Origin of the sequence: Algoriphagus namhaensis (genome assembly GCF_042649705.1) — a bacterium.
In the GTDB taxonomy this organism is placed as follows: Bacteria; Bacteroidota; Bacteroidia; order Cytophagales; family Cyclobacteriaceae; genus Algoriphagus; species Algoriphagus namhaensis.
This window is the reverse complement of record NZ_JBHRZS010000007.1, coordinates 872,324-893,355: the sequence shown is the minus strand read 5'-3', so window position 1 is coordinate 893,355 and position 21,032 is coordinate 872,324. Positions and strand designations below refer to the sequence as shown.

At 39.7% G+C, this 21,032-nt stretch carries 17 protein-coding genes; 1 reads left to right on the top strand and 16 read right to left on the bottom strand.

Going from position 1 to position 21,032, the window contains the following annotated elements:
* Positions 1 to 9: 9 nt before the first annotated feature.
* From ACFOSV_RS12180 to ACFOSV_RS12115, 14 genes are all read right to left on the bottom strand, one after another.
* Positions 10 to 1,332 (bottom strand): flippase, encoded by a 1,323-nt coding sequence (locus ACFOSV_RS12180; RefSeq protein WP_377906290.1) that lies wholly within the window; start codon positions 1,330 to 1,332, stop codon positions 10 to 12.
* 7 nt (positions 1,333 to 1,339) lie between these two features.
* Positions 1,340 to 2,533, bottom strand: coding sequence for a GDP-mannose 4,6-dehydratase (gene gmd, locus ACFOSV_RS12175; RefSeq protein ID WP_377906289.1), 1,194 nt, complete (start codon positions 2,531 to 2,533; stop codon positions 1,340 to 1,342).
* A gap of 52 nt (positions 2,534 to 2,585) precedes the next feature.
* Positions 2,586 to 3,302 carry a class I SAM-dependent methyltransferase gene (locus ACFOSV_RS12170; RefSeq protein WP_377906288.1) on the bottom strand — a complete coding sequence of 239 codons (717 nt, stop codon included), beginning with the start codon at positions 3,300 to 3,302 and terminating at the stop codon, positions 2,586 to 2,588.
* 120 nt (positions 3,303 to 3,422) lie between these two features.
* Complete coding sequence (locus tag ACFOSV_RS12165) at positions 3,423 to 4,385, bottom strand: GDP-mannose 4,6-dehydratase (RefSeq protein ID WP_377906287.1); 963 nt, start codon at positions 4,383 to 4,385, stop codon at positions 3,423 to 3,425.
* Complete coding sequence (locus ACFOSV_RS12160) at positions 4,385 to 5,488, bottom strand: glycosyltransferase family 4 protein (RefSeq protein WP_377906286.1); 1,104 nt, start codon at positions 5,486 to 5,488, stop codon at positions 4,385 to 4,387. The genes ACFOSV_RS12165 and ACFOSV_RS12160 overlap by 1 nt, the downstream gene beginning before the upstream one ends.
* Before the next feature lie 80 nt (positions 5,489 to 5,568).
* Positions 5,569 to 6,423, bottom strand: a complete 855-nt coding sequence (locus ACFOSV_RS12155; protein ID WP_377906285.1) for a glycosyltransferase family 2 protein — start codon at positions 6,421 to 6,423, stop codon at positions 5,569 to 5,571.
* A gap of 19 nt (positions 6,424 to 6,442) precedes the next feature.
* Entirely contained in the window at positions 6,443 to 7,390 is a 948-nt protein-coding gene (locus ACFOSV_RS12150) for a GDP-L-fucose synthase family protein (RefSeq protein ID WP_377906284.1), read from the bottom strand.
* A gap of 62 nt (positions 7,391 to 7,452) precedes the next feature.
* The gene (locus ACFOSV_RS12145; protein WP_377907303.1) at positions 7,453 to 7,725 is read right to left on the bottom strand and encodes a four helix bundle protein; all 273 of its coding nucleotides are present in this window, start codon (positions 7,723 to 7,725) and stop codon (positions 7,453 to 7,455) included.
* A 156-nt stretch (positions 7,726 to 7,881) separates the two neighbouring features.
* Positions 7,882 to 8,877: a mannose-1-phosphate guanylyltransferase gene (locus tag ACFOSV_RS12140; RefSeq protein ID WP_377906283.1), complete on the bottom strand. Its 996-nt coding sequence runs from the start codon at positions 8,875 to 8,877 to the stop codon at positions 7,882 to 7,884.
* 459 nt (positions 8,878 to 9,336) lie between these two features.
* Complete coding sequence (locus tag ACFOSV_RS12135; RefSeq protein WP_377906282.1) at positions 9,337 to 11,781, bottom strand: GumC family protein; 2,445 nt, start codon at positions 11,779 to 11,781, stop codon at positions 9,337 to 9,339.
* Between the two features lie 8 nt (positions 11,782 to 11,789).
* On the bottom strand, positions 11,790 to 12,602 hold the full coding sequence (locus ACFOSV_RS12130) for a polysaccharide biosynthesis/export family protein (RefSeq protein ID WP_377906281.1): 813 nt from the start codon (positions 12,600 to 12,602) through the stop codon (positions 11,790 to 11,792).
* A gap of 100 nt (positions 12,603 to 12,702) precedes the next feature.
* Positions 12,703 to 13,419 (bottom strand): 3-deoxy-manno-octulosonate cytidylyltransferase, encoded by a 717-nt coding sequence (kdsB, locus tag ACFOSV_RS12125; RefSeq protein ID WP_377906280.1) that lies wholly within the window; start codon positions 13,417 to 13,419, stop codon positions 12,703 to 12,705.
* A gap of 6 nt (positions 13,420 to 13,425) precedes the next feature.
* On the bottom strand, positions 13,426 to 15,882 hold the full coding sequence (locus ACFOSV_RS12120) for a GumC family protein (protein ID WP_377906279.1): 2,457 nt from the start codon (positions 15,880 to 15,882) through the stop codon (positions 13,426 to 13,428).
* Between the two features lie 4 nt (positions 15,883 to 15,886).
* The gene (locus tag ACFOSV_RS12115) at positions 15,887 to 16,714 is read right to left on the bottom strand and encodes a polysaccharide biosynthesis/export family protein (protein WP_377906278.1); all 828 of its coding nucleotides are present in this window, start codon (positions 16,712 to 16,714) and stop codon (positions 15,887 to 15,889) included.
* A gap of 691 nt (positions 16,715 to 17,405) precedes the next feature.
* On the opposite strand from ACFOSV_RS12115, the gene ACFOSV_RS12110 reads away from it, so the two are divergent.
* Complete coding sequence (locus ACFOSV_RS12110) at positions 17,406 to 18,341, top strand: GNAT family N-acetyltransferase (protein ID WP_377906277.1); 936 nt, start codon at positions 17,406 to 17,408, stop codon at positions 18,339 to 18,341.
* Between the two features lies 1 nt (position 18,342).
* On the opposite strand, the gene ACFOSV_RS12105 is transcribed toward ACFOSV_RS12110, so the two are convergent.
* Both ACFOSV_RS12105 and ACFOSV_RS12100 read right to left on the bottom strand, forming a co-directional pair.
* Positions 18,343 to 19,332: a polysaccharide deacetylase family protein gene (locus ACFOSV_RS12105; RefSeq protein WP_377906276.1), complete on the bottom strand. Its 990-nt coding sequence runs from the start codon at positions 19,330 to 19,332 to the stop codon at positions 18,343 to 18,345.
* A gap of 287 nt (positions 19,333 to 19,619) precedes the next feature.
* Complete coding sequence (locus ACFOSV_RS12100; protein ID WP_377906275.1) at positions 19,620 to 20,837, bottom strand: hypothetical protein; 1,218 nt, start codon at positions 20,835 to 20,837, stop codon at positions 19,620 to 19,622.
* Positions 20,838 to 21,032: the final 195 nt, after the last annotated feature.

The window sequence follows — 21,032 nt, the reverse complement described above, 5'->3', positions numbered from 1 at the left end:
AACGCTCAATTAATTATTAATAAAAGGGATTGTCCAAATTTTTAGTCTCCATTTCACTAATAAAAGTTTAATTAAATTAGAAAATGAAATTGTAATCGCTGTAGTAAAAGCTGCACCAACAGCACCATATTTAGGTATAAAAATATAGTTTAATAATAAATTTAGAATCACAGCAAATATTGAAACATAACCAACAAGCTTTTCATTACCTGACATAATAAGGATTATACCGGTCGCACCAGTGGCAATGTTGAAAAACTGGCCAATAGCTATTATGATCAATGGAAAATATGCTATTGTAAATTCATTTCCCCACAAACTTAGAATAAACTTACCCGCAAAAACAAACACAATCACTCCCGCAAAACCTATTAAACCTAATCCTTTGGTAACCTGTTGCACCATTTTTTGTAATTCTACTGTCTTATTCTGCCCATAAAGTGATGCGATTTTGGGAGTAAGGCTAGAGGTTGTTACAATGTGAAAAAAACTCGTTAACAATGCCAATCTTGCGGCCACACTATAAAACCCTACTTCACGAGTATTACTCAACCAACCAAGCATTACTGTATCCGCATTACTGGAAATCATATTGGTTGCAGATACTGCCAATAGTGGTAAAGCCACTTTTAGCATCTTACGACTTACAGAGTTTCGTTTAGCTGAAAATTTAAACAAATGATTCCAATAAGTAGTCACGGCAATCATTACAACCACTCTTCCCAATGCATATAGAATGGCTACGTTTATTATTGTTATTTGGATTTTAAAAAATAACAAAATTATAAGTCCAATTGCCACTACACCAACACTCAAGGTATCATTTACCAAATTGCTTTGCCAAATTTTCCTAAATCCATTTATTCCCGAAGCAAAAATACGCGAAACTATTTGGGGTAAAACGACCAACAAGGCAATGATTAAAGGAGCATTTAATGCTGGTTCATTAAATATATTTATAGTTAGCCAAGGGGCCAAATAAATAAATATTACAGTAATACTTAAGGCAAGGGGGATATTTATTCGAAGGGCTGTATAAATGGTATTGGTTATGTGTTGCCAATCTTTGTTTTCGTATGAAATAGAAATTTCTTTCAAAATCACATTATCCATTCCTAACATACCAAATATTAAGACTATTGATACAATTTGATTGGCCAAGGTTATAATCCCCAAACCATCTGGTCCAATGGTACGCCCTAAGATAATACTCACCACGAAAGCTGCCACCATTCCTAAGATCTTCACCAATAGCGAAGATGATGATTTTTTTAATACCTCTAAAGTATGAATATCTAGTTTGGCTAAGCTACTTTTAATAACGCGAATCAATGATTGTCTAAATAATTTTGCTCATAACGGTTAAATCCCCTTTCATCATATCTTCAACTAATCCTTCTAAATCGTATTCGGGCTCCCAGCCTAATTGAGTTTTGGATTTTGTTGGGTCACCTATAAGAAGATCGACTTCGGTGGGGCGAAAATATTCGGGGTCCACACGAACGACTACGTCGTTCAGGTTAATGGTTAATTGGTTAAGGGTTACACTGTGGCTATCTGATTCAGTATTTATATCTACTTCTTGAACACTTAACGTTGAACCTTTAACATTCAACTTCCTCCCTGTCGCCGCGAGGTATTTCTCCTCGTCGATAGAATCTAAGATTCCAACTTCATTGACTCCTTCACCTTCCCATCGGATTTTGAAGCCTACATGCCCAAAGGCCATTTCTACGAAATCTCTTACTCTTGATGTTTTACCTGTTGCAATCACGTAATCTTCTGGTTTCTCTTGCTGCAAAATCAGCCACATGGCTTTCACATAGTCTTTTGCATGTCCCCAATCCCGTATTGCATCTAAGTTTCCTAAGTACAGACAATCCTGCCTACCTAAAGCAATTGCTGCAGCTGCCATGGTGATCTTTCGTGTTACAAAGGTCTCTCCCCTTCTAGGCGACTCATGATTGAAGAGAATCCCATTACACGCAAACATATTGTATGCTTCTCTATAGTTTTTGGTAATCCAGAATCCATAAATTTTTGCAGCACCGTAGGGAGATCTAGGGTAGAAAGGTGAATTTTCATCATAAAAACCCTTTTCATTCTTATTCTCAGGCATTCCGCCATATAGTTCGGAAGTGGAAGCCTGATAAATTCTAGTTTTTTTCTCTAGCCCCAAAATACGGACAGCTTCAAGGACTCTTAGGGTACCGATACCATCTACATTAGCAACATACTCTGGAGAATCAAAGGAAACCTTTACATGGCTCATTGCTCCTAGGTTATAGATCTCATCCGGTTGAACTTCCTGAATAATTCGAATAATATTGGTGGAATCCGTCAAATCACCATAGTGTAAGAAAAAACTTACATGATTTTCATGCTGATCTTGATATAGGTGATCGATTCGCTGGGTGTTGAAGGAGGAGGCTCGGCGCTTAATGCCATGTACTTCATATCCTTTTTCTAATAAAAGTTCTGCCAAATATGAACCGTCCTGGCCTGTTACACCAGTGATTAATGCTTTTTTCATTCTATAATTTTAACCTTAGAATACTAAATCCGCATTCTAATTTGATTTAAGTTTAATTTTTATGTTTGGACACAGCCTCCAAAATATCCTTGGTTATACCATCATTGGCTTTGGACACCATAAATTGATGATCTGACCAAGTTTTTGAGTGTAATTTTTTCCCTATCCACTTATGATAACCGAACCTAGAATATTTGGTTGACTTCAAATGTTTGAGTGAAATAGGGGTTTTACTTAAAATGTGTAATCCCGCTACGCTATAGAACCTGCACTTGACCATTTGTGCTATATGTTGCAAGGTTTTTTTTGAATACAAAGCAATATGCTGACCATGTTCTACCCCATAGTACCACCAGTCCTCAGGTTTAGGTAAAGGATTTGGGTGCAGCTCTGTTGAAAAAATAATCGTATCGGATAAATCGAATAAATTCCTGATCTCCTGAACAGGGTCTTCAAAGTGTTCAAAAACTTCAAATGAGGTAACGGCATCATATTTTTGGGAAGAATCATATTCAAAGCCCTGGGCAAATAAATTATCGGTGTATTTGTCTGCCCAATAAAAATCAAAACCGATGTCTCTCATTAACCTGACGAAGACTCCATAACCACCAGCATAATCCAAAAACTTACCAGAGTCTCCAAATTGCAAATACAGTAGAATGGTTAATTTCTTGGCAAACAGATTATTTCTGAACATGTACCCAGTATCCGAATTATTTATCGACTTCTCATACGCTTCCTTCAACCAGTAGGGGTCTTCTGTCTGCACAAAATCACAATTCTGACAATGGAAGTAAGTTATGTCATACTTCCCAAGAATCTTTGCTTGGAAGGTAACCGAATGATGACTATTGCAAATTTTACAATTCAAAACACCTGCTCAATCTCTCTAATCTTTCGCGGCATCCTTTAGCATCTCTTGAACTACTTCTTTCAAAGCATAATTAGCCGCCCACCCCAGTTTTTTCCGAGACTTCGATGGATCAGCTTTGCTTATTAATAAATCTGTGGGGCGCATTAACTCCTTACTTTGCTTCACATGATCTCTTGCCTGGAGGCCTAAAGAATCAAAAGTCAACTCTACAAAATCGTTTAGGCTATGAGTATGCCCTGTAGCAATGATATAATCTTCTGCTTTATCCTGCTGAAGCATCAGCCACATGGCTTTCACGTACTCAGGTGCCCAGCCCCAATCTCTGGAAATATCCATACGCCCTAAAACCAACTTCTCATCACTTCCCTTCGCAATTCTTTTTGCTGTTTGGATGATCTTTTGAGTAACGAATCGCTCTGGTCGTAAAGGAGATTCATGGTTGAACAAAATTCCTGTACAAGCAAATATTTTATATGCCTCTCTATAGTTATCCACCAACCAGGTGGAAGATGCCTTGGCTAAGCCATATGGGCTTCTCGGCTTAAATGGTGTTTCCTCCGTGGCTGCGACTCCATTCGTATCTCCAAAAGCCTCAGAAGAGCCCGCATGGTAAACTTTAATAGGGAAATCGACCATTCTACTCGCTTCCAATACATTCAGAATGCCAATAGTAAAGCTTTTAATCGTTTCTGCAGGCTGCTCAAATGATAAGCCCACAGATGATTGCCCAGCCAAAAAATACAATTCATCAGGTCTTGATTTTCTAATAGCCACCAATACTGATCGAAAATCTTCAGGATCCATGGAAAGCAAATGTACTTGATCTCTAATTCCCAGTGTCTTCAAATTCCGAAAGGATGAGCCTTGTGCATCCCTAGATGTTCCGTAGACTTGGTAAGATTTATCTAAGAGAAATTGAGCCAAATAGGCACCATCCTGTCCGGAAACCCCACAGATAAGCGCTGTTTTTTGATTCATCAGGAGGCGAGCACTTTTTGGTAAACCTTATTCGTTTCCATTGCTGTTTTTTTCCAGGAAAAATTTTCACTTCGAGAAAGACCCTTTTTGATTAGGTCTTGACGTAGTTTTGAGTCCAAAACAAGCCTTTCCATTTGATTTTTCATCTCCTCTTTCTCTCTCGGATCAAAAAATAATGCTGCATCCCCAATCACCTCAGGCATAGAACTGGTATTGCTACTAATTACCGGGCAATGGTTGACCATAGCCTCCAGTGGAGGTATTCCGAAGCCCTCATAAAGTGAGGGATAGATGAATGCAAATGCCTTGGAGTACAAAAAAGCCAAATAGGAATCCGCCCCTGATTCATGTCTAACTTTATTTTCATTGAGCCCTAGCTCATGGAAAAGTTCTACTTCTTCTTTTTCAAAAGGCATTCCTCCGAATGCGATGATGTCAAAATCTTTTACAAGCAATTCTGAACTTGCAAAGGCCCTTAAAAGGGATTTAAAATTCTTATAGCCTCTTCGACCACCCACATAAAGAAAGAAAGGTCTTTCAGGCTCTTTGTAATCATTTGCGGTAGCCTGAGAAAGCGTATCTGCAGCTAAATGCACCACTGATATTTTATCAGGTTGGATTCCAAAAAGATTGACCAAGTCATTTTTGGTATGTTCCGAAATACTAATAATATGATCTGCTCTTTCCAAAGAGGCTTTTTTTTCTGGAGTGGTTAATTCGTATTCAGGAAAGAGCTGGGGGAAAATCTCCTGGATCATATCATACACACTTACTACTACAGGCTTCTTTTTTTTAATTGGGCTATCAAAAGAAAAATAGGTTTCATGTATGATATCCGGCTTAAACTTGTTGGCTTCGAGTGAAGACCATGCTTTGTTTAGTTGGTTAAATACCCGTAGTGACCTTTTTGGATAACTCTCAATATATTTTCCTGAAGTAATTGATTTAGGAAGCTCCTTCAAATAGTTATTGATATGAAATCCACCAATAATTCTCACTCCCACTCCTAACTGTTCAAGTTCAACGGCCGTGTTTGCAAAAATTCTAGAAATCCCACCGTAGGACTGCTTGGTAAATATCTGATTATCAAAAGCAATCTTCACTTTTGGAACAATATAAGAGTGAAGGAAAGAGAAGAATAAACTAGCAAAAAACTGTCAGAATATAGCTTCACTTGGCGCTCTTAATTTTTCGATTCACTCTTGGAGATTTGGCCTCCTCTGAGTTTGGTATATACCGATGGAAACATGATTTTCAAATAGGTATCTACCCAGGTTTTAAATGCTACAACAGAACCGTGATGGTATTTTTTAAAGGCTAAGTACTCTCTGATTGCTAGTCCTTTCACGCTATGCGCCATTTCCCATCTCTTTGCTAGGGGCAAATTAGGATCCCCCCAGTATGGAATTTCATTTACATCACATTCTGCGATATACTCTGAAGTGGTATAACAATCAAAACCAGCGGCCTTTGCCCTTAAACCATAATCATAGTCTCCCAAGTAATGTGTATAACTCTTTGAAATCTTCCCCACTGCCTGATGAATCTCTCTTGGGATCAAGACTAAATTTCCATTGATATATTTCACTTTCTGTGGTTTGCCATTTGGAAGGATTGGCCCTACATCAGAAAGACCTCCGTAGGAAAATTCCTCGGTATTAGGCTTGGAGCAAGAAGCCGACAAAATCACCGTCTTATTTATACTAGTGTAGTCTTCAAAAAAATCTAAGAAAGCATTCTCATTAAGGAAAGTATCATCATTTAGCCAAATGTAAAAATCAAAATCCTGACTCTTTTTGGCCTCAGACCATGCTAAATTCATTCCTCCCCCCCAGTATAAGGAACCATTTCCCTTCACAACAGATACATAAGGAAAATCATTATTTATCATATCTGAAGTACCATCTGTTGATCCATCATCACAAACAAATACCGAAAGATCCAGATCATTTGGCAATTTTTGGGCAAACAGGTTTTCTAGACATGCCTTGGTCTTTTCTGATCGATTGAAGCACGTAAGAAGTATTGCTGCTTTCAAAGTTTCAATTGATTGGCCACTAAATTTTAACCTCTTTAAAGTTCTGCTGATTCTCCAAAAACCACTGATAGGTTGATTGGATCCCCTCTTCCAAGCTAATCTTGGCACTCCAACCGACTTTCTCCATTTTGCTTACATCCATAAGCTTTCTCGGAGTCCCATCAGGTTTGGAAGTGTCCCACACCATTTTTCCTGTGTGGCCGACAACATTTTGCACTAAACTGGCCAATTCCTTAATTGGAAGATCCTTTCCAGTACCCACATTATATAGATTGTCTTCAAAAGTATTATCCAAAGCAAAGACAACTGCATCCGCCAAATCATCCACATGTAGAAACTCTCGAAGTGGTGTACCAGAGCCCCATAATTTTACTGGTAGATTACCAGCAATTTTTGCCTCATGAAATTTTCGAATCATAGCAGGCAAAACATGCGATGTTTTTAAATCAAAATTATCAAAGGGCCCATATAAGTTGGTCGGCATCAAGGAAATATAATCTCTTCCAAATTGCTTTCTGATCGCTTCACATGCTTTCACGCCCGCTATTTTCGCTATCGCATACCATTCATTCGTGGGTTCCAAGGCTCCTGAAAGAAGATAGTCTTCCTTCAAAGGTTGAGGGGCTAGTCTTGGATAAATACAGGATGACCCAAGGAAGATAAATTTCTGAACTTCAAATTTTAATGAGGAATCAATGAGATTATTTTGAATCTGCATATTCTCCATTAAGAATTGGTAGGGGTAATTAGAGTTAGCTAAAATCCCTCCTACCCGAGCCGCTGCATCAATAACTACATCAGGTTTCTCCTTTTCAAAAAACTCTATGACGGCATTCTGATCTCTAAGATCTAATTCAGATGAGGTTTTCCCAATCAAATTGTTGTACCCTTCTTTCTCCAAAGCCCTCCATATAGCTGACCCCACCATTCCACGATGTCCGGCGATATAAATTTTTTTAGTTCTCAAAACGTTCTTTTCAAATAAAGGCTTAACTGTTTAATGATTAAGCGGTTAATAAAAATCAAGCATCATTTTTTTACCCTAGACTTCAAATCTTGAGTTGAATTTATTTGATACTTATAAAGAGCATTTAGTTTATTGATTATTTCATCAAGCTTGATTCTTAACAATTTATATTGAACTTCATCAATATATTTCATATCAAAAGAATAACTCAAATGATCAATAGTTTCCAAAGCAGACCCAAATGAAATGTTAGTAAAATAGGCCTGATCTTTTAAACTAGCCCTTCCTGAACCCTCCGCTAGATTTGTAGCTATACTGGAGCTCGACCTTCTTATTTGAGCGGTTTACTCAAATCTTTCATCCTTTTGAAAATTTAAAGTCAACGCTTTAATCTCAACTCTAAATTTTCTCGCAAGCTTATAGACATCAAGTTTTTCGAAAGAATAAATGTAATGCACCACAAATCGATTAACCCTTAAGCTATTCAACCTTTAAACTAACTCAGGATTACTCTTCTCCAAGCGCTCAAAAACTTCTTTTACTTCCTGGGACTTTTCTTTTTTCAAAATCAAATTGGCATCAGGAGTATGAATCCAGATCGTATTTTCTAATCCTATAAACTCTGTGTGCTTGTTCATGCCTATTACCAAATTCCCATTTTCGTCAGCTTCATGACCAGCATTAACCAAATACTCATAGACAGATTCAAATGATCCCATATCCGACCATTGAAAATTAGAAGGAACAACTTTGATTTTATCGGTCCTCTCCATAACTGCATAATCAACAGAAATGGAAGGAATAGCCATTGATAAATTAAAATCTAATTGACCATCACTTGAAGCAAGAAATGCCTCCTTTGATTTGGTAAATACTTCTGGTTCAAACTTCTGCAACTCACCTAGGTAAACCCCCGCCATAAAGCAGAACATTCCTGAGTTCCAATAAAAATTTCCCGCATTCAAAAAGGCACGAGCGGTCTCTACGTTTGGCTTTTCTCTAAAAGAAAGTACCTCTTCTTCTTTCGCTTCAATATATCCAAAACCAGTTTCGGGGCTTTTTGGCTTTAAGCCAAAAGTGACAATAGATCCTTTTTTCGCCAGTTCCAGTGCCCTTGATATAGCGTTAGAATACAGATCTGAAGCATCAATCAAGTGATCTGAAGGGGTAATAAACAGTATGTCTTCAGGTGCTGAGGCAAAAGCAGCAAATGCAATGGCAGCCGCAGTGTTCCTAGGGCAGGCCTCAACAATTTCAATAAAATCTTGTATGCCTTCTTTTTCGAGGTCTATTCTCGATAACTCAAAATTATCCTTGTTTCCTACTACCAAAATTGAATCACAGAATCCGCTATTTCTAGAGACCGTACTTTGAAAAAGTGTTTTCCCTTGAAATAACGGAAGATATTGCTTAGGACGACTCTTTCTAGACAAAGGCCAAAGTCTGGATCCTACACCACCAGAAAGGATTACATTAATTGTGCTCATTAGAATGGCTAATGATTTAATTTAAAAAAGGTCAATTTTCAAGGGTTAATTTATTAATTGATTAAGGGTTTAAATGTAGAAGAGTTAAACTTTAAACAGTTAAACCTTAAGCGATCAGCATTGACTACGAAAGGCCTAACCTTTAAACAATTAAACTTTAATCTAGAATGGCCTCGAGGTACTTGCTGCTCCCTTGATAAAGCTTCGCCCTTTCAGTCCCATTTTTGAAATTTTCACCCAAAATAAAATTCGGGTTAGCAACTCAAAAACAAGACCTAGCCTGCAAAATTGGCCATTTTCGGCCCAGGAAAATAGAGAGGACGCTTTACTTACGTCACTAATTATTATTCAAAGATAGTTAACTGAGTAGTTTTTGTACTCATTAAATATCCAAAATGATCTATGAATTTTTATACACAAAATAATGCATTTGATTGACTATAAAAGTCCTTTCAGTGCTTATTTGCGTCTCAATGCCCGCTTCCACCACGGCAACTGCACTTCCTCATGATAGCCATAGCTATTGTTGCTATATCCATAGCCGTATCCATAGCCATACCCGTATCCATACCCTTTGTCCACGTGAACATCATTAAGAATGGCGTACATTTTAGAAACCCCGCCCTTTTCAACCAAATTGTTCAAAATCTGGGTATTGCCCTTCATTGAATAAGCCTGCCTGAAAACAAAGAAATTAATATCTGAGAAGGAAAAAAGTTCCTTCGTTTCAGACACAAGACCAACAGGAGGACAATCAAAAATAACTACATCGTAAGCCTCCTTAATTTCATTGATAATTTTCCCGAATTTCTCTTGAAGCAAAAGCTCTGCTGGATTAGGAGGGATGGGACCAGACAGTAACACATCAAAATTCTTATAGCCTGTAGGTTTTACGGCTTCTCGCCAATGTAAATCACTACTCAAGCAGGTACTCATTCCCTTTTCATTGGGTAGGTTGAAATCATCAGCAATCTTCGGCTTTCGCAAATCAAGTCCAAGTAAAATCACCTTTTTGCCCATCAAGGCATAAACTGAGGCCACATTAATGGAAACAAATGTCTTTCCCTCTCCAGAAATAGAAGATGTAAATAAAATAGCTAGGTTATTTCGATTTGGGCTTAGATAAGACATATCCGCTCGAAGCGATCGGAAGGATTCCGTAACTGTGGATCTGGGATTATTTAGTACTGGTATGGCGTCTTCAGAGTTATTTCTTCCTATCATACCAATCAATGGTACTTTTAACTGATTTTCCAATTCCTTAGGATCCTCGATTTTCGTATTCAAGAAATCCTTAACCGTGATAAATCCAATAGGAACAATAAAGCCCAAAATCATACCAATTAGGAGATTCAAGGACTTTTTGGGTGCTATTGGCAATTGCCCTGATTTTGCAGAATCAAGAATACTATTTTTTGGCATATTAGCCGCCTTGGTAATTTCGGCTTCTGCCTTCTTTTGAAGAAGGTAGATGTAAATATTTTCGTTGATGGTAAACTTACGCTGAATCCCGATCAGATTTCGCTCAGTTTCTGGAAGAGAGTTGATATTTGCCTCAGCAGCTCTAATTTGATTATTAAGATCGCTTAGCGTATTCTGAGTATTGCCAATCGCAGAATTCACATTCTCCTGGAGCGCACGCTTAGTATTATCAATTCTGGTTAAATTCTCCCGAACAGCCGGAGTTTGATCGGTAAAGTTTGTACTCAATCGTACTTGCTCAGCCTGAAGCTCAGAAAGTGTTTCCACCAAAGAATTGAGAAGTGGATCAGTCACACCAATAATCGAAGGAGCCACCAAATCGCCTGTTTGATTACTATTCAAGTAATCTCGAAGAGTTTGATAATACTTTAAGCTCAACTCAGTGGTACTTCTCTCCTTTTCTAGTTCGTTTAGTCGCTCAAAAACCACCGAACCCTCTTCAGAGAGATTGAAGATTTTATTTTGCGTTCTATACTCTTGAAGTCGGTTTTCGGAGAAACGTAATGAATCAGAGATACCCGAAAGTTGCTCATCGATAAAGCGAACAGTACTTTCCGAAGCTCTGTTTTTCTCTTTGAGCTCTCTATTCAAATACATTTCCATCAACTTATTGATGTAATCTTCACCCAGTCGTCTATTGGCTGTTTCCAAGCTAAGCGAAAGAATGGCTGATTGCTTATTCGTGGGGGCGACAGCAAGTTCATCTCGATATTTTAGAGCTAGAGAAGGAGTATCGACCAATCTAAAAAACAAAACATCCCCTGGAAGTGAAGAGATTTGATTCACTGTAAATGCAAATTGATCTCCTTTGATTTCTTCACCAAATGAAAATATCGATCTAGGAAGCTGGAAATCTTCAATTTGGGATTTGTAGTAAGGATCTTTTGGGTTAAAAACAGAAAACCCATCTTCTTCAATGGTCAGTTCAAAAGACGAATCATCCAATACCTCCAAGCGATATAATCCTCCAACCACCTGTCTAGTACTCCAGTCCACTGTAACCAGAATGGGCAGATTATTGTAAAGACGAGGTTTACGAAGAAATTCCTCCCTGAAATATTCAACATTCAGGTTTAATTCTGCTACGGATTCCTCCGCAAGGGTATATGACTTCAAAATACCTATCTCATTCTCAATATTGCTTTTCCCACCTATTCCAGGAAATCCTCCTGACTCAAAAAGGTCCATTCCCAAGGAAGGCTCATCATCCTCCACCAGCACACTTGACTCCACCTTATAAATAGGAGTGCTATAACGATTAAATAAAAAAGCAACTAATACACCCAAAAACATGGCAATCGCAATCCACTGCCAATATTGCAAATAGTTAAAAAGGAGAACCTTAAGATCTATTTCATCCTCTTTTTGGGACAAAAAAGGATTTTGTGGTTGATTTGGGTTTGCAGAATTATTGGAGTACATACGAATACTTACAGATTAATCAAATTTAGAATCAACGCTAAGGCGGTAATAGCCGAAATCACCAATGAAATGGATTCAGCGGCGTTTTCACCTGCTCCTATCTCCCTCACTTTCATTGGTTCTGCGTAGATCTGATCGTTGGGCTGAATAAAGTAAAAAGGCGACTCAATCATGTGTCTATCCAGCAAGTCAATTTTATGAAGTCGGGTTCCCTCGGGATACTGACGAATCAAAAGTACCTCATCTCTTTTGGCAACTGGGCTAAGGTCACCGGCATTGGCTATAGCTTCGAAAATTGTCATTCGATCCTGTAGCACCACGAATTTTCCAGGTCTTCGGAATTCACCTAAAGCAGAATATCGAATCCCTCCTAGCTTTACCTTGACGTACAATTCTGTTTTGACGTAAGCTTTAAGCTTTTCCTCAATTTCAATCCGGGCTTCATCAATCGTTTTGTCCTTTACATTCACTTCACCTACGATCGGTAAACGAATATTGCCAAGTGCATCCACGGTATATCCCGTCATGTAGTAAATATCACCACCTGACTGCCCAGCCACTTGCATCTGCTGGTTATTTCCAGGTATATTTTTATTGTTGAAACCACCTTGAATCAACTCATCGATGGTCTGTACATTCACATCAATGATATCATTATACTGAAGTCTGTATTCCGGGATATCGTAACTGATCAGCTGACCCTCAGGGATCGCTTCTTCATTCTCGAGGTTTTGGAGATAAATGATTTTTTCATTCGAAACACAACTAAAAAGGAACAAAAAAACCACGGGCAGAAAACCCACTTGTAAAAATTTCTTCATAAACACTCTTTAATTCTTTGATATAAACTCGGCAAATCTATAAATTTTAAGCGAGACGGATCAATTTTATTGCCAAATGCATAATAATTCTGTCATTTATTTACGAAAAGCTATTTCTGGCTTTTTCCAAATCCTGCTCTGTATCAATAGCAATCGGTTGAAATTCAGTTTCCACCATTTTGATTTTAATTCCTAAATCAAATGCCCGCAGTTGCTCCAAGCTTTCAATCTGTTCAAGATCCGACTTTGGACTATGGGCAAATCTAAGCAAGGTATCCCTCCGAAAAGCATAAACCCCTATGTGCTTCCAATATTGAACTTGGAGCTTTCCATCTCGGTCAAAGGGAATTTTGGATCGGGAAAAGTACAGCGCATCCCCTTCCGAATTCGTGAGAACTTTGACCACGTTTGGATTGTTTGCTTCTTCTTCAGAAATCCTGCATTTCAAGCTAGCCATTTGAACCTCACTTGATCCAAAAACTTTGATAAGATCAGCTAAAGTTTTACGATCCTGAAGTGGTTCATCTCCTTGTACATTGACAATTATATCGGCTTTGATCTCCTCAGCGGCCTCGGCAATTCTATCCGAACCGCTTTGATGCTCTTTTTTACTGCGATACACCTTGCCTCCAAGCTCCTTGATTTGGCTTTCAATCAAGTCTGAATCCGTCACCACCCAGACCTCATCAAAAAGCCCTGTTGCCACAGTACTCTGATAGGTCCGCTGAATCACACTTTTGCCACCCAAATCCTGAATCAACTTTTGCGCAAGGCGCGTGGAACCCAAACGGGCAGGGATAAGAGAAATGACTTTCATATAGTATTAGGCCTTGAATGCCTTTTTAATCTTAGCCAAAATATTCCAATCTCTCTTCTTGATCTTTTTGCGTTTTGCATCCAAATCATCCCCATAATAATTGTACATGTACTTATTATTCTGTGAATAAAGATAGGTGTTTCCGTAGCCATAATTATAGCCCTCGTAATGATAGCCCGAATTGACAATCCCATTGAAAACCCCATAGACATTCACCACCTGCTTATTATTAAACAAGTCATTAATCATTACCAGATGATCTTTCACCGTGTAGCTCTGACGAACTACGTACAGATTGATGTCAAATAAACGCATCAGATCAATAGTCTCAGAAACCAATCCCATTGGCGGAGTATCAAAAACTACGATATCGAAATTATCTTCTAAAAATGCCAAGAAAGTTTTCATCCTCGGGGTCTGAAGTAATTCGGCTGGATTGGGTGGGATTACCCCCGAAGGAACATACCACAGATTATCCTGCATAGTAGGACGAATAATCTCCTTGGCGTCCACTTTTCCGATCAAATAAGTAGAAAGACCAACCTTTTCTTCCTCCCCAAAATAGGACGCAAGCTTTGGTCTTCTCAAGTCTCCACCAACCACTACAGTTCGCTTAGAACCCAAGGCCATTGCTGAGGCTAAGTTTAGAGAAGTAAAAGTTTTCCCCTCACCCGAAACTGAAGAAGTAACCAGAATTTTCTTGGATTGCTTTCCACTCGCCAAATAAGTAATGGCCGATCGCAAAGATCTAAAAGACTCTGCCACGGCTGACTTTGGATGATCCAATACCACTTTATTCGTTCCTTTTTCACTAAATCCAATAACACCTAACTGAGGAATCATAAAGTGCTTTTTCAGATCTCGTTGGTCCTTGATGGTATCATCAAAAAGATCTCTCACCACGATAAACCCAAATGGAATCAAAAATCCCAAAACGATAGCTAAACCATAGTTTTGCTGCTTTTTAGGAAAAACCAGAGTTCCCTTTTTCGCAGGATCGAGAATGGAATTATCCGAAACATTCGAGGCCATTGCAATTCCTGCTTCGGCACGTTTCTCCAATAAATAGGTATAGAGTGACTCACGGAGCTTAAACTCACGGAAGATTCCTGAATACTGAGACTCTGATTCTGGTAAAGTTGAAAACTGTGCATCGTACAGAGCGATATCCTTATCCAAGGAATTCATCCGTTGCTGCGTATTGTCTATCAAATTCAGAATATTTTCTTCCAAAGCTCCCTGCACTTCCTCCATTTGAACGTCAATCTTGATTACTTCAGGATGCTTCTCATTTACAGAGGCCAACAGTTCTCTTCTTTCCTGGGAAAGATTCACAAGGGTAGAAATCAATCCATTTAGCAAGGGATCTGGAACTCCAATCACAGAAGGCGCAATCACATTGGAAAAATCCTTACTCTTGCTTTCCATGTATTGCTTGATCTGAAGGAAATAATTGAGCTGATATTCCAATTCCACTCGACTTTCATCAAGTGTATTCATTTTTCCAAGAATATTCGAAAACTCAGCGCTGACGTCCAGCAATTTGTTTTCAACTTTAAACTCTTGGAGCTCTTGTTCTTTGTTCTTTAAAGAATCTTCCAAAAAGCCCAACTGCTCCTCGATAAAAGCCAGGGTATTTTCTTGAATCTGATTCTTTTCCCTTAAATCATACTCTATGTAAGAGAGCATCAAGGCATTAATGTAATCGCTCCCTTTCTCCACGACCTTTGTGGTGAGACTTAAGTTCAGTACCGAACCGTATTCATTGGCAAGATTGATGTAAACCTTATTTGCGTATTCACTGGCAAGTTCAAGCGGATTGATAAACTTCACAAGCACCGACTCCCCTAGCCTTCCGGGATTAACCAAATGTACTGTGAATTTGGATCGGGCTGTACTGATTTCCTCTCCAAACATATAGGTCTTATCAAAAATAGACTCATCTCCAGCAGCATTGGCTGAGCTTAAACCAAAAATATCATCCGATTCCGGCACTAGTTTAAAGTTTTCATCGGAAAGGATCTGAACCTCAAAGGGAGTATCGGTGATTTGAAAATGATCCCAATCCACCTCGATTCGAATGGGTGATCTATCATAAAGCTCAATATCCTTGATATTGGTCTTTGCATAATACTCCACATCAAAGTGCACCTTCTCCAAGGCTTCCTGAGCCAAATTCTTTGACTTTAGCCGTAAGATGTCATTTTGGAGATTGAGACCCGTGGAGAAAATATTAGATCGGTCAAAAATCTTGGCTTCTGGAGAAGTATTGGTTTTGATTACCATAGATCCACTCACCTCATATTCATCGACCGTATAGCGATGAAACAAAAAGGTCGCTACAAAAAAAACGAAAATAAAGAGAACATACCAAGGCCAATAACGAATGTACTTAGCCACTACATAGCGTATTTCTAAGGCTTTCTCCTCATTGTCTAATTGACTGAGATCTAACTTCTCCATAGTACTAATTCCCTCCGGACACCAAGTTAATGATAAGCAAGGTCGATGCCAACAAACCTGCAAACAATGCCATGGTAGCAGTTAAGTTATCTGCGGTTCCAATTTGACGGATTTTCATGGGTTCCAGATAAAGAATATCGTTGGGTTGGATAAAATAAAAGGGACTGGCGAGTAAAGCGCGATCATTTAGGTTAATCTGGTGAATTTTCACACCATTATCATACTGCCGAATCAAAAACATTTTATTTTTCTTTCCCAAAATGGTTGTCTCCCCGGAATTGGCCAATGCATCAAAAATCGTCGCTCTATTTTTAAAGATAATCTGTATTCCAACACTATTAAACTCACCTAAAGTAGTGTATCGAATCCCAGCCATTCGCAGACGAACATATACATCTTCCTTAAAGAACTCATTGATTTTCTCCTGAACCAGATTTTTGGCTGCTTCTTCTGTAAGACCGGCAATTTTCAGTTTACCGAGTTTAGGGATTTCTACCTCCCCGTTTTGATCTATTGAATATCCTCGGAAATACAGCGGATCGGATCCACCTCCACCTCCACCGCCTCCACCCATGCCGCCCATGGCTTGACCACCGGAATTTTCCTGAAAGGAGAAGGCCTGAGTAAATTCTTCATCAGAGGAAGCAAAGTTGATCTCTACAATATCAAAAGGCTGCAAAATATACTCATAGTCTACCTCTGCATAGGGAATAAACTCCTCTAAGTCAATGGGTTCGTTTTCGGGTAGATTTTGGAGATAGGTGATCCTTTTATTACTGATGCAACTTGAAGTAATCGCAAGTATTAAAATCAGAAGCGGGATGTATTTCATATAGACAAACTCGTGAGGATTCAAATATAGAAAAAATAGTTTCTTCTTAGGTCTTGTCGGTTGGGGGTTGTCGGTTGTCGGTTGTGGGTTGTCTGTTGGGGTTCTGTGAACTGATGACTGCGACTGCTACTGATTACTGTTGTCTCGCTTCGCTGTTGTCGGTTGTGTGTTATCGGTTGTCGGTTCTCTGTTGGGGTACTGCGAACTGATGACTGCGACTGCTACTGAATACTGTTGTCTCGCTTCGAGATTGTCGATTGTCGGTTGGAGTAAGAAACTTCGATTACTATTGTTAATACTAATTTTTAGACAGGCAATTCAAGCTTAAAGAAAATTAAGGAATTAACCTTTTCTTGTTTTGGCGGGAGGCTACTTTCTCCATCACCCTCTTTTCGGCCAAAACATACACCTACCTTATCATGCGATTCTACCAATATTTTACCCCGCTGGGGTAAGGCTCATTAGAATAAATCGTCAAGTCCACTTTAAACTTCAACAACTAGCAGATTTGCGCAGCAAAAGATGCTGATGCGGTTTAATTTTAAATTTTACATTCTTCAATTTTAAATTCAAAAACCTACCGCCAACTCCACTTTAAACTTTAACCTATTAAACTTTAAACTTCCACACCTTCCAAGCTTGCACTCCTCCAAATGTCCTTGCCTTCTAATTCACTATCTTCGCCCTTAGCATGATTATTAGACCAGCTCAAGATTCAGATATTCCGGCAATTATCGATTTGCTGAGTGCTTCCCTAGGCGATTCCCTGATTCCTAAAACAGAAAGTCTATGGAAATGGAAGCATCAAGACAATCCTTTTGGGACATCTCCGGTTTTGTTGGCTGAGGAGGGATCAACATTAGTGGGCTTGAGGGCTTTCTTAAAGTGGGAGTTTGAAGCGGATGGAAAGATTTACTTTGCTTGCCGAGCTGTGGATACAGCCACTCATCCAGACCATCAGGGGAAAGGAATTTTTAAAAAGCTCACCAGCACTCTGCTGGACGAGGTTGGCGCTTCAGGCATAGATTTTATCTATAATACCCCAAACAAAAAAAGTACGCCTGGCTATCTGAAAATGGGTTGGGAAAAATGGGGAAAGCTGCCCCTCAAACTTCAGTTTCATGTAGGTACAGGCAACAATCAACATCCACTCGATCCCGCTCCCTGGTCTTCCATCGCTCCCTTGGTAGCCCAACTTGAAAGTCCAGCCTCCCAAAATGAAACAGGTGCTATCCTAAAACCCGGATATCTCAAATGGAGATACTTGGACTGTCCCCTTTTTCCCTATTACTTTCTTACAGATCACAATTCCTTCCTTATTTTTTATAGAATCAAAGAAAGCCGCCTCGGTCGCGAACTTAGAACCTGTGATCTTTTTACTTTCCCTAGCTTTGGCGAGAACCAAAAAAAAATGCTCCATGAACAACTTCGTGAAGCACAAAAATCCAGTGGGGCGAGATTTACTTCTTCCTCAGGTCTAAAATATCCTCATCAAAATGCTCTGAACCTTGGAACAGTCCCCATCTTGGCTATGGGACCATTAGTTACCTTTCGAAAGCTGCAGCCCCACCTAGACCCTAAAAGCCTTCCTTGGCAATGGTCACTAGGGGATTTGGAGTTGTTTTAGGTCAACCAACAGAAATAAGCTTTTCCTCTTTCAAATACCTTCCCAGGGATCGCATACTCATGGATTGAAAGCCTAGCGTTTCTTTTAGCCTGGTAAAATGCAGCAAAATATCATCTAGCTCACGCAAAGAGGCTTCGGGATCAATCCCAAAATTATGGGGATGCCACCAGAGATGATACCCTTCTCCTTTTTCTGCAGCCAGAGACATTTCGGCTTTCACCCGATTCAGGCGGGTATAATTCATCAAGGCATTACTCTTAGCAAAAGGCCGAAGTATTCGAGAGGCAGGTAAAATAATGGGCTCATCAGGATATTGCTTAACCTCATCAAGTGGAAATGAAGTCCTTTCCCCTACGGGAAAAAAGCAATCTGCCGAACGAAAAAGCTTTTTACTAAAACTCTCGTGTTGCGTCTCCTGCCAGTACCAGTTTTTGGGATTTCCTCTCACCTGCTCATATCCCTCTTCCTTACAAAGCGTAAGATAAAGCTCATTTAAATGGTTTCTTGGGAAAACCAAGGAGTCTAAAGTTACTCCAAATTTATGGGTTGCGATCCGCTGTGTGGCACGAAGATCCTGACGAAACTGCTCAGCACTTTGCCCCCGCATCAAAGTGTAGTAATGTGCAAATGAGTGCGAGCCCAATTCCTGACCAGGAATCTCCAAAATAAGCTTGATCAATTCAGGCGCAAAGTGTACCTCAGGCCGAATGCCATTTTCCTTCACCCAGTGATAAGCAGAAAATCTAGGGTCTCGATAGGAAGGCTGATATTCCGGTGAATAGCTTTCCCATTCCTCCTCATTTTCTGCAAAAAGCATCCCAACTGTCGCCCAAGTCACTTCCACCTCAGCTTTTGCAAATCGCTCCAGCATTTTCGGGATCAAAGCCCTAGTATTCGAAAAGTATTCTGGCTTATACGTAGCCCCTACCTTATCAAATATCCCCCAGAGGAGTTCGAAGTCGAGGCTTATAGTGAAGATACCGGGATTCATTTTTATTTGTGAGTTATCGGTTGTCGGTTGTGGCTTATCCGTTGATTTATGCGTCATTGCGAGCGCAGCGTGGCAATCTCATAAGGTATGCAGTGTTGTCAGTTATCGGTTGTCGGTTTTCTGTTGATTTGTGCGTCTCCCGATAGCCATCGGGAGCGAGCGCAGCGTGGCAATCTTTTGAAAATAGGAGTAGACGTAAACAGATTGCCACGGACTCCTTCGTCGTCCTCGCAATGACGGTAATCCCAACGGACAACAGCCGAAGGCGAGACAAGCTTCACCCCTACTTACTCCTGCATCGCCAGCTCTCGCTTCCTCCTCTCCTCCTCCACTATTCGATTAAAGATCTCCCCTCGTTTTTTGATTCTATTGGTTTTTTGCCAGTCCATAAAGGCTACGATCACGAAGAGCATAAAGTACATAATCTGAGACTTCTGCCGGATAATGATCCCCAAATTTGACATCACGAAGGTCATGGAGATGGATATGGAAATAAACACCACCCCAGACATTTTTACCATGGCCGGGGCCTGCTTGATATATGTGATAAAATCCTTCTTCAGAATCTTGCTAAACATATAGATATACAGGGCATTTTCCATGGATACCACCAGCCCTATGGCATTCGGAGAGTCTATAAATAAGGGCCTAAACCAAAAGGTAAAAAGCTTCATTGGCAAGCTATAGGACCCCATATCCACAGCTGACCCTGCAGACTGTAGCCTTTGCCGATTCAAGGCAGACTCTTCCTCAAAGCTTTCTAAAAGATTATTCGGGTCATAGCCCAAATAGGTAATCAAATCCTCATAAACATAAATACTCATCCCTATGGCAAAAAGCACAACTAGGTATTTTTGATAAACTGGTACTTTTTCCTTTCCCAACACAAAGCCTACTCCCATACCAATCAAGGTTGCAAATAGAATATGGGGGCGAATCATATAGGTCAAAAATGCACCAAAGGCTATATGAAAGGGTCGCTTGGCAGGCCAGGAAAGCCCATACACCAAAAATCCTATCCCTGCAAAAATAATGGCACCTTTCCCCAAGGATGCAGTCCAGAAATGCATATTGGGCAAAAACATAAAGAGTGTAATCGCATCCCAACCCTCAAACTTGGGGTTGAAGCGAAGATTTTCCTTAAAAAAACAATAGAAATAGACAAAGCCCCAGAAACCCAGCCAGGTCGTAAGGAACATCATCATATCATAATTAAAGCCAAACCATCTCACCCAAGGAAAGGCTAACCACTCTACAAAGTCCGTCCCTTCCGCAAAAGCATCAAACCAGTTCCTCCAACCAAACTTGGTATTATTAAAATAATTAACTGAATCAGATCGGTTAAATTGGGCATAGGTCCAATATACCAAGCCAAAGAACATATGGTACCAAAATAGCTGATTCAGCAATCCAGCCTTCACCCACTTATGCTCTCGCTGTAGATTACTCAGGACCGGCTGGCTAATGCCAAAAAGGATCAATATAAGGATGACTGCGCCGAGCAAGGTGTTAGTTTAAAATTTAAAATGGGATAATGTAAAATTAAGGGAAGGTAGTGAATTTGTGTTTTTTTATTTCGATAGGGATAAACAGTGATGTCAGCACCCTTACCAATTTACCGTCATTGCGAGGGAGGTACGACCGTGGCAATCTTTTTGTCATTACTACCTACCAAAACAGATTGCTTCGGTACGCTCGCA

Excerpts from the sequence above, each read along its gene's own strand:
- gmd (WP_377906289.1), bottom strand. The coding sequence starts at position 2,533 with ATGAAAAAAGCATTAATCACTGGTGTAACAGGCCAGGACGGTTCATAT.
- ACFOSV_RS12165 (WP_377906287.1), bottom strand. The coding sequence starts at position 4,385 with ATGAATCAAAAAACAGCGCTTATCTGTGGGGTTTCCGGACAGGATGGT.
- ACFOSV_RS12140 (WP_377906283.1), bottom strand. The coding sequence starts at position 8,877 with ATGAGCACAATTAATGTAATCCTTTCTGGTGGTGTAGGATCCAGACTT.
- ACFOSV_RS12135 (WP_377906282.1), bottom strand. The coding sequence starts at position 11,781 with ATGTACTCCAATAATTCTGCAAACCCAAATCAACCACAAAATCCTTTT.
- ACFOSV_RS12130 (WP_377906281.1), bottom strand. The coding sequence starts at position 12,602 with ATGAAGAAATTTTTACAAGTGGGTTTTCTGCCCGTGGTTTTTTTGTTC.
- kdsB (WP_377906280.1), bottom strand. The coding sequence starts at position 13,419 with ATGAAAGTCATTTCTCTTATCCCTGCCCGTTTGGGTTCCACGCGCCTT.
- ACFOSV_RS12120 (WP_377906279.1), bottom strand. The coding sequence starts at position 15,882 with ATGGAGAAGTTAGATCTCAGTCAATTAGACAATGAGGAGAAAGCCTTA.
- ACFOSV_RS12115 (WP_377906278.1), bottom strand. The coding sequence starts at position 16,714 with ATGAAATACATCCCGCTTCTGATTTTAATACTTGCGATTACTTCAAGT.
- ACFOSV_RS12110 (WP_377906277.1), top strand. The coding sequence starts at position 17,406 with ATGATTATTAGACCAGCTCAAGATTCAGATATTCCGGCAATTATCGAT.
- ACFOSV_RS12105 (WP_377906276.1), bottom strand. The coding sequence starts at position 19,332 with ATGAATCCCGGTATCTTCACTATAAGCCTCGACTTCGAACTCCTCTGG.